The 239-nt window shown below is 69.0% G+C and carries 1 protein-coding gene; it reads right to left on the reverse strand.

All coding sequences use genetic code 11. From position 1 onward, the window contains the following. A partial coding sequence (locus AC0IYH_RS33755) for a hypothetical protein (RefSeq protein WP_471838817.1) occupies nucleotides 1-239 on the reverse strand: 239 nt, incomplete at both ends.

The raw sequence follows: 239 nt of genomic DNA on the forward strand, positions 1-239 counted from the left end.
CCTTCGATCGCGCCCTTGTTGTCGGCGGCGTGCTCGGCGGCCATCAGGCTGGCGGCGGCGGGATCGTTGCGCAGGTTCAGGATCGCCTGACGTGCACCCGGCGCGACCGTGTAGCGGCCCGACGCGGTCTGACCGATCGAGTTCGCGGCCCAGCCCATGCCGTGTTCCGCGCCGTGCTTCTTGACGATGCCGAGCCAGCTCGACTCGATGAACTGGTACAGGCCGGATGCGGAGGAGGT

The sequence above is a fragment of the Pseudomonas sp. AC463 genome, assembly GCF_979253585.1.